This is a genomic window from Steroidobacter sp. (assembly GCF_016790065.1).
Classification (GTDB): domain Bacteria; phylum Pseudomonadota; class Gammaproteobacteria; order Steroidobacterales; family Steroidobacteraceae; genus Steroidobacter.
In genome coordinates this window covers 1-7,800 of the sequence record NZ_JAEUPY010000027.1, presented here as the reverse complement: position 1 = coordinate 7,800, position 7,800 = coordinate 1, and the positions used below count along the sequence as shown (strand labels likewise).

Below are 7,800 nucleotides of genomic sequence, written 5' to 3'. Positions count from 1 at the left end.
TCGGCGGCGATGAAAAAGCATTCGAACGCGCGCAGCCGGTATTGCGAGCCATGGGCAAAGCCGTGACTCACTTCGGTGCCAGCGGCTCCGGCCAAGCAGCGAAGGCGACTAACCAGATCATGTGCGCCGGTGTAATCCAAGCCGTCGCCGAAGCCATGGCGTTCGCCAAGTCCGAAGACCTGCCGTTGGATCGTTTGATCGATACGCTCGGCAAGGGCGCGGGCTCGAGCTGGTACTTCGTCAATCGCGCACCCAACATCCTGAAAGACAGCTACCCAGCCGGCTTCCGCGTCCGGTTGCATGAAAAAGATCTGAAGATCTGCCGCGAAATGGCCGCCCGCCATGGCGTGCAGCTGCCCTTGATCGAAATGACGCTGGTGCATTACCGGCGGCTGATCGAACAAGGTCATGGCGACGAGGACATCTCCACGCTGTTCCGTCTGAAGGACGCGATGTTCGCAGCGGCCCAAGACAGCGGCGCGCACAAACCCAAACCTTGATCGTGCGCTAGTGGCGACGACCGCTCCCGAGACTCGCGTTCCGTCGCCGCCCGCCGCCAAGGCGCCCACCTTTTTTCTGCCGGACTTCTGCGCCTCGCCCGCAGTGTTCGCGATGGTGCTGATCGCCGAGCTGGTGGCATTGGTCATCGCGCTTGCGCGGCAAGCGTTGCACGACAACTTCTGGATGGATCTGGCCGGCGGCTCAATGTTTCTTCTGTGGGTCGGGCTGACCTGCTCCGCCGTGATGTGTCGTGCGCGGCCGTGGCTGCAAACCCTGAAACCGCAGCGTGCCGCGATGATCGCCATCGCGCTGCTGGTCGCCACCATCGGCCTGGTCTCGGAGATCGTGTTTCGAGTCGGGCAGCTGTGGAGCGGCGATCTGAACAACGTCACGCCCGGCTTTTTTCCGCACGATCACGCCGGCTTCGTACTCAGAAACATCCTGGTCGGATTCATCGTGAGCTCGTTGGCGCTGCGCTACTTCTATGTCAGCGCCGAATGGAAACGCAGCATCGAGCAGGAGGCGCTGGCGCGCATTCGCGCCTTGCAAGCTCGCATCCGGCCCCACTTCCTGTTCAACAGCATGAACACCATCGCCGCGCTGACCCGTTCGAGTCCCGAGCGCGCCGAGCAGGCGGTCGAAGATCTGGCCGACCTGTTTCGCGCCAGCCTGAGCGACGCCAGCGCGCGCATTTCGCTGAAAGACGAGCTGGAGATCGCACGCACCCATCAGCGCATCGAACAGCTGCGGTTGGGCGATCGGCTCACTGTGCGCTGGGATGTGGATGAGTTGCCGATGCGCACGCTGGTGCCCAGCTTGATCGTGCAGCCCTTGTTGGAGAATGCGGTGTATCACGGCGTCGAGACCCTGCCGCGCGGCGGCGAGGTGTCCATCGTCGGCCGACGGCGGGACGATCAGGTCCACATCGAGGTGCGCAACCCCATCCTGGCGCAGTCCGGCTACGCCAATCGCGAAGGTAATCGGATGGCGCTGGAAAATATCCGGCAGCGGCTGGAGCTGGCCTGGCCCGGTCGCGCCAGGATCGAGACCGAACAGCGCGATGGGGAATTTTGCGCTCGGCTGATCTTTCCGTATGCTGGCGAGGATATGGTCAGCGGTTAGCACCGCGTTGGATCGGGCGGGTAACAAAAACAGATGCGTCTGTTAATTGTGGATGACGAGTCGCCGGCGCGGGAACGGCTGCGGCGGCTGCTGGAAGAAATCGAGGACTGCGAAGTGGTCGGCGAGGCCGACAACGGCGAAAGCGCCTTGGCCACTTGCGGCGAACTGCGCCCGGACGTGATCCTGCTCGACGTGCGCATGCCCGGCCTGTCCGGCATCCAGGTGGCGCGCCACATCGATACGCTGGAAGATCCTCCGGCCGTCATTTTCACCACCGCTTACGATCAGTACGCCGTCGAGGCCTTCGAGACCGAAGCCGTCGGTTACCTGCTCAAGCCGGTGCGCAAGGAAAAGCTCGCGCATGCGCTTCGCCACGCCTCGCGCATTTCCCCGAACCGTCTAGTCAAAGTCGCCGAGACTGCGCGCCTCGAGCATCGTCGCGAACAGGTCTGCGCGCGTTTGGGCGAAACGCTCAAGCTGATTCCCATCGCCGATATTTATTATTTCGTCGCCGATCAGAAGTACGTGACGGTGCGCCACAAGGGTGGCGAAAGCTTGATCGACGAATCCTTGAAAGCGCTGGCTGAGGAATTCGCACCGGACTTTCTGCGGATCCATCGCAACGCCTTGATCGCGGAAAAATACATCTCCGCAGTCGAGCGCACGGACTCAGGTCAGTATGTGGTGCGGGTTCGCGAAACCGGCGATGTGCTGGAAGTCAGCCGGCGGCACGCGTCGGAACTGCTCCGGCGCATTCGCGGCGAAAGTAATTAGTCGTCGGTAAGCACAGTCAATCCGGCCGGCGCAAGCGCATCAAGCGCTTGGCCGTGGAGTAGAGCAGCGCGCCACGGCTGGCCCAGCGAACCAATCGCTTCGGGCCGATCAGCGCCACCAGCGCCACGCCGCCCACCAACAACGCAGGATTTTTGATCATGCGCTGAGCGGCGCCGATGCCTCGATCCAGGCCGCTCAGATGATGCTCGATCTCGTTCATGGTCGAGCCGAGCTCACGACGCTGCACGGCTGCACGCAAACGCAGGTTGGAGTGCTTGGTAGTTAACTGGTGGAAACGCTCACTACTCACAACGGCTCACTTTACAGACGTGCCTTCAGCTGATCGCGATCCTTGGCGAGTTCGGCCAAGGTGTCGTCCAGCAGCGGCGGCTTGGTACTCAGCTTGTGTCTCAGGATCAAGCCGGCCACCACGGCCACCACCAGGAACAAACCGATCATGGCCAGGGAGGCGGCCACTCGGTGCGTGTCCCAGAAAATGAAAATCACCGCCAGCGCCGCCAGGAACAGACCCATCATCGCCGCGAACGCGGCGACGAAGGCCCATAACAAAATCCCGCCGACCTGCCGCACTTCCTCCTGCAGCTCGGTGGTGATCAACTCCAGCCGGGTGTGCACGATGGCGACGAAGGTCGCCAGGAAGTTATTGAGCGACTGAAACAAGCCGGCAACCGGTCGCTCGGTGCCGATTCTCGGATCGTGTGTATCCACGGCCATGACGCGCGCGGGTTACCGGCGGGCGAGCAACAGCCCCAACACCAGGCCGATACCGGCAGCGATACCGACCGACTGCCACGGATTTTCGCGCACATATTCGTCGGCGGCGTCCGCGATCTCGCGGGCCCGGCGCAGCGCTTCCTCTTCCACTTCGCTGAGGCGTTCCTTGGCCTGGCGCAGCGACTGTTCGGCACGCGCTCGCACTTCCTGGATTTTTTCGCCGGTCAGCGCCGAAGTGGCCTTCAGCAGTGCCTCGGCATCCTGCACGACCGTCTTCAGGTCGGCGACCAGCTGGTCGGTGTTCACTTCAACTTCGGCTTGGGCATTCATGAGTCATTCCTCTCGAGCTTGTGCTGGCAGATGGTAGCAAACCAGGGCGGCGGCGGCGGTGCTAGCATGGTGGCCGTTGCCGCCTCGCTCAGTGCGGCCTCTTGGAACGCAACACCCATGACTCAACCGCCACGCGTCGCACCGGCCAACGATCGGTTCTACGCGCGCACGTTCTCATTGGTGACGTGCCTGGTGCTGGGCTGGGCGCTGTTCAAGATCGTCCAGCCGTTCCTGGGGCCACTGCTGTGGGCGATCTTCATCGCGTTTCTGCTGTATCCCCTGCACCTGCAGCTGGCGGCCCGGCTGCGAGGTAAACCGCAATGGTCGGCAGCGGTGCTGACCGTGCTCACCTTCGTCGTCATCATCGGTCCGCTGACCGCGCTGAGTGCGGCGTTCGCCGCGCAAGTGGGCGACCTGCTGCAGATCGTGCAAGACCGGGTGGCGGACCAGACGAAAGGCAACGTGCTGAATCTGGCGAATGTTCCCTGGGTGAGCCAGGGCCTGACCTGGCTCAACGACACGTTGGACGTGGATCTCGCGCAGCTGCAAAGCTGGTTCACGCAAGGCTCGCGCGAAGCGCTGCAAACGCTGGCTTCGCTCACCGGCAAGGTGTTCATGGGCGCGATCGGCACGGTGGTGGGTTTCGTGCTGATGGAGTTCATGCTGTTCTTTTTCATTCGGGACGGCGGCGAAATGATGAACACCGCGCGCGAGCTGATTCCGATGAAAGAATCCTACAAGGTCAAACTGTTCGATCATCTGGCAGCGGTGACCCGCGCCATGGTGTACGGCACCGGGCTGACTGCTTTGATCCAAGGCGCACTGGTCGGCATCTCGTTTTTGATCGTGGGTCTGCCCTCGCCCATCGTGTTCGGCGTGATTGCGGCACTGGTCGGCTTGCTGCCCTTCGGCGGCACCGCGCTGGTGTGGGGACCGGCGGCGTTGGTGCTGGCTGCGCAAGGCCGCTGGGGTGCGACCATCTTCATGTTGATCTGGGGTGCAGTGCTGGTGTCGTTGGTCGACAATGTGGTGCGACCGATGCTGGTCTCGGGCCGCGCCAACGTTGGCACGCTGACGGTATTCATCGGTGTGCTCGGCGGCCTGGCCGCATTCGGCGCCATCGGCCTGTTCCTGGGCCCGGTGATTCTGGCGCTGATCATTGCGCTGATCCGCTTCCGCCTAGAGATTCGCCGCGCCGAAAAAGCGCTTGTGACTGACTTGTCGTGACCGAATTGGAATGAGTATTTCCGAGCCTACATTGCGCATCGCTACGCGCCAGAGCCGCCTCGCCCTTTGGCAGGCCGAACATGTCGCCACCCTACTGCGAACCAAACACCCCGGCCTGACGGTCGAGCTGGTGCCCATGACCACGCAAGGCGACCGGATCCTGGATCGGCCGCTGGCCGACATCGGCGGCAAAGGCCTGTTCATCAAGGAACTGGAATTGGCGATGGCCGAGCAGCGCGCCGATATCGCCGTGCATTCCATGAAAGATGTGCCGAGCGAGATGCCACCCGGGTTTGCATTGGTCGCCATGCTGACGCGAGCCGACCCGCGCGATGCGTTTGTTTCTTCCCGCTTCAAGAGCTTCAACGATCTGCCGCAAGGTGCGCGCGTCGGTACCTCGAGCCTGCGCAGACAGTGTCAGTTGAAACACGCTCGGCCGGATCTGGAACTCATCACTCTGCGCGGTAACGTCGACACCCGACTGCGCAAGCTCGACGAAGGCCATTACGACGCGATCATTCTGGCCGCGGCCGGCCTGATTCGGCTGGGGCTGCAAAGTCGAATCGCTGAGTATTTCACGCCGGATCGCTCGGTGCCCGCGGTTGGCCAAGGCATCATCGGCATCGAATGCCGCTCCGACGACGCACGCAACATAGAATATGTGCACGCATTGAATGACACCCAAGCCTGGCAGTGCTGTCTCGCTGAACGCGCGTTCGCGCAGCGCTTGGAAGGCAGTTGCCAATCACCCATCGCCGGCTTCGCGACGCTCAACGGCACTCAGCTGCAGCTTCACGGCGTCATCGGCGCGCCCGACGGCAGTGAGATGTATCGAGGTTCGCAACTCGGCACGATTGCCGACGCCGAACAGATCGGCGTGCGTCTTGCCGAAGCATTGTTGAAAGACGGTGCCGAGCAATTGTTGGAACGCCTGCGGCAGGAGCCGAAATGATTCCGAAGGTCATGCCACCACTGGCCGAACTGACGGTGCTCGTCACTCGACCCGCTTCGCAAGCCGCAGGCTTGTGTGAACAGCTCGGGCAGCACGGTGCCGCCGCCATTGCATTTCCCGCCGTCGAAATCGCTCCGCTGACCGCCGCTGCTGCCAGTGGCCATGACTTGATCGTGTTCGTCAGTGTGAACGCGGTGGCGCATGGCGTGCAGTTGATCGAGAAAGCTCCGACTGCTCGCGTTGCGGCCATCGGCAGGGCGACGGCGGCCGCCTTGGCACAAACCTCACTGCCGGCCGACATCGTTCCGGAAGCCGGTTTCAATAGCGAAGCGTTACTGGCGCATCCAGATCTCACATTGGGCGATGGCGCCCGCGTGCTAATCGTTCGGGGCGACGGCGGGCGCGAACTGCTGCAGGAGTCGTTCACCTCACGCGGCCTGGTCGTCGAAACCCGCGAAGTTTACAAACGCGTGCGTCCGACCATCGATGACGCCACTCGCCAGGCGGTAGAACTGCGGTGGGCCAACGAAGGCATCGACGTGGTAACCGCCACCAGTATTGAAACTTTGCATAACTTGATCGAGATCCTTTCCGACCGTGGCCGAGCGCTGTTGCGCGAAACAGCGTTATTAGTGGCCAGCCGGCGCATCGCCGAAGCAGCCCAGGCTGCGGGCTTGAACGGTACGGTGATTGTCGCGAACGGCGCCGACGATGCTTCGATGATCGGTGCTTTGGCCAACTGGCGAACCCGCGCTCGAGCCGCCTGAAGGTTGACCGCGTGTTACGATACGCGGGTCGATAACAGCGCTTTTTGCTATGGCCGAGACCGGTCCGGAAACCATCACTTCGTCTGTTCCCGGCGATTCGTCTGGGAACCGCCGTGCGCATACTTACAGCCGATTGACCACGGCTATCGCGGTACTGGCGATGGCTACCGCCGGCTATACCCTGGTGCGGCTCGACTCGATGCGGGACAAGCTCGACACGGCCAATGCGGCAGTGGCCGCGGCCGATGCCGACAAGGAATTGTTGCGGGCTGAACTGAAGAGCCAGGCCAGCCGCGAACGGCAGGCCCACCGCGATCTGAACCGTCGTTTGGATACGCTCAACGACGCACCTCAACAGCTGCAAGAACTCGCTTCGTCGGTCGAAGAGCTGCGGGGTCGCGCCGAAGGCCCGGAACGCGCCTGGTCGCGCGCCGAGGCATTGTTTCTTTTGGAACTGGCGCAGCGCCGGCTGACTTTGGATCGCGATGTCGAGACTGCCGTGGTGGCACTCGAATCGGCAGACCTGCGACTGGCGTCCCTCAAGGATGCATCGTTCGCTGCGGTTCGGCAGGAAATTGCCAAGGAACTACAAGCGCTGCGCGCCGTACAACTTCCCGATGTCACCGGCCTGTTGTCACGCCTGAGCAGCGCCGAAGAAAGCGCGGCCGACGCGCCGGTCAAAGGCGTTCTCGCCACCCAGCGCCAAGCCTTCGATCGCAGCACCTTGCCCGACGGAATGTTTGCTCGCGCCGGCGCCATCGTCGCGCAGACGTTTTCGAATCTGATCGTGGTGCGTAAGGTCGACGACCTATCGGGTCGCGTCATCACCGCCGAAGAAGCCCAGCTGCAGCGCCAGCATTTGCAATTGCTGTTGTTCGCGGCACGCACGGCAGTGGCACGTCACGATGAACAGGCGTATCGCACGGCGCTGGCCAGCGCACGACGCGCGCTGGGTGAGTTCTTCGATCTTTCCAAGCCCGCCGCCCAGGCGTTGCTGACTGAAGTGCAAGCCCTGGAGCCGGTCAACATCGATCCCACGCTGCCCAGCGTGACCGGTTCGATCAATACGTTGCGACGGATGGTGTCGTCGCGCCGAGGGCCGGAGTAACCGCGATGAAAAGCGGCCTGTACATCGCTGGGGCAATGATCGTCGCGGGCTTGATCGCCAACATGTTGTTGGGCGATCCCGGCTACGTGGCGCTGCGTTTCGCCGGCCGGCTGATCGAAATGTCGGCAGTCACTTTCGGCTTGGTGCTGGTTGCGGCTTATTTCCTGATCCGCTTGGCAATCAAGCTGATCACCGCACGTCGCGTTTGGAAAACCGCGCAAGAGGCGCGTCGCCATGAGCGTGCTCGTCGCAGCTTCGCTCAGGGCATCCTGGAGTTGTCGGAA

The 7,800-nt window shown here is 62.6% G+C and carries 11 protein-coding genes; 8 read left to right on the top strand and 3 right to left on the bottom strand.

Translation table 11 applies throughout. From position 1 onward, the window contains the following. The 3 genes from JNL55_RS01155 to JNL55_RS01145 all read left to right on the top strand — a co-directional run. Positions 1-500, top strand: a 500-nt coding sequence (locus JNL55_RS01155; RefSeq protein WP_293848406.1) for an NAD(P)-dependent oxidoreductase, incomplete at its 5' end; no start/stop codon positions are given. A 10-nt stretch (positions 501-510) separates the two neighbouring features. Further along, the gene (locus JNL55_RS01150) at positions 511-1,623 is read left to right on the top strand and encodes a sensor histidine kinase (RefSeq protein ID WP_293848404.1); all 1,113 of its coding nucleotides are present in this window, start codon (positions 511-513) and stop codon (positions 1,621-1,623) included. Positions 1,624-1,656: 33 nt separating this feature from the next. Next, the gene (locus tag JNL55_RS01145) at positions 1,657-2,397 is read left to right on the top strand and encodes a LytR/AlgR family response regulator transcription factor (protein ID WP_293848402.1); all 741 of its coding nucleotides are present in this window, start codon (positions 1,657-1,659) and stop codon (positions 2,395-2,397) included. Positions 2,398-2,413: 16 nt separating this feature from the next. On the opposite strand, the gene JNL55_RS01140 is transcribed toward JNL55_RS01145, so the two are convergent. Genes JNL55_RS01140 through JNL55_RS01130 form a run of 3 tightly spaced genes read right to left on the bottom strand, consistent with a single transcriptional unit; the run spans position 2,414 to position 3,462 of the window. Further along, positions 2,414-2,707: a YqjK family protein gene (locus tag JNL55_RS01140; RefSeq protein WP_293848400.1), complete on the bottom strand. Its 294-nt coding sequence runs from the start codon at positions 2,705-2,707 to the stop codon at positions 2,414-2,416. Positions 2,708-2,718: 11 nt separating this feature from the next. Beyond that, positions 2,719-3,132, bottom strand: coding sequence for a phage holin family protein (locus tag JNL55_RS01135; RefSeq protein ID WP_293848398.1), 414 nt, complete (start codon positions 3,130-3,132; stop codon positions 2,719-2,721). A 12-nt stretch (positions 3,133-3,144) separates the two neighbouring features. Continuing rightward, positions 3,145-3,462 carry a DUF883 family protein gene (locus JNL55_RS01130; protein WP_293848396.1) on the bottom strand — a complete coding sequence of 106 codons (318 nt, stop codon included), beginning with the start codon at positions 3,460-3,462 and terminating at the stop codon, positions 3,145-3,147. A 117-nt stretch (positions 3,463-3,579) separates the two neighbouring features. On the opposite strand from JNL55_RS01130, the gene JNL55_RS01125 reads away from it, so the two are divergent. From JNL55_RS01125 to JNL55_RS01105, 5 genes are all read left to right on the top strand, one after another. Continuing rightward, positions 3,580-4,689 (top strand): AI-2E family transporter, encoded by a 1,110-nt coding sequence (locus JNL55_RS01125; RefSeq protein WP_293848394.1) that lies wholly within the window; start codon positions 3,580-3,582, stop codon positions 4,687-4,689. Positions 4,690-4,705: 16 nt separating this feature from the next. After that, positions 4,706-5,641, top strand: coding sequence for a hydroxymethylbilane synthase (gene hemC, locus JNL55_RS01120; protein WP_293848408.1), 936 nt, complete (start codon positions 4,706-4,708; stop codon positions 5,639-5,641). Further along, complete coding sequence (locus JNL55_RS01115) at positions 5,638-6,408, top strand: uroporphyrinogen-III synthase (protein WP_293848392.1); 771 nt, start codon at positions 5,638-5,640, stop codon at positions 6,406-6,408. The genes hemC and JNL55_RS01115 overlap by 4 nt, the downstream gene beginning before the upstream one ends. A 133-nt stretch (positions 6,409-6,541) precedes the next feature. Beyond that, positions 6,542-7,516, top strand: a complete 975-nt coding sequence (locus JNL55_RS01110; RefSeq protein ID WP_293848390.1) for a uroporphyrinogen-III C-methyltransferase — start codon at positions 6,542-6,544, stop codon at positions 7,514-7,516. A 5-nt stretch (positions 7,517-7,521) separates the two neighbouring features. Continuing rightward, a partial coding sequence (locus JNL55_RS01105; RefSeq protein ID WP_293848388.1) for a heme biosynthesis HemY N-terminal domain-containing protein occupies positions 7,522-7,800 on the top strand: 279 nt, incomplete at its 3' end.

What these genes read in the sequence shown, in the direction of transcription:
- JNL55_RS01145 (WP_293848402.1), top strand. Translation starts at nt 1,657, where the DNA reads ATGCGTCTGTTAATTGTGGATGACGAGTCGCCGGCGCGGGAACGGCTG.
- JNL55_RS01135 (WP_293848398.1), bottom strand. Translation starts at nt 3,132, where the DNA reads ATGGCCGTGGATACACACGATCCGAGAATCGGCACCGAGCGACCGGTT.
- JNL55_RS01130 (WP_293848396.1), bottom strand. Translation starts at nt 3,462, where the DNA reads ATGAATGCCCAAGCCGAAGTTGAAGTGAACACCGACCAGCTGGTCGCC.
- JNL55_RS01125 (WP_293848394.1), top strand. Translation starts at nt 3,580, where the DNA reads ATGACTCAACCGCCACGCGTCGCACCGGCCAACGATCGGTTCTACGCG.
- JNL55_RS01115 (WP_293848392.1), top strand. Translation starts at nt 5,638, where the DNA reads ATGATTCCGAAGGTCATGCCACCACTGGCCGAACTGACGGTGCTCGTC.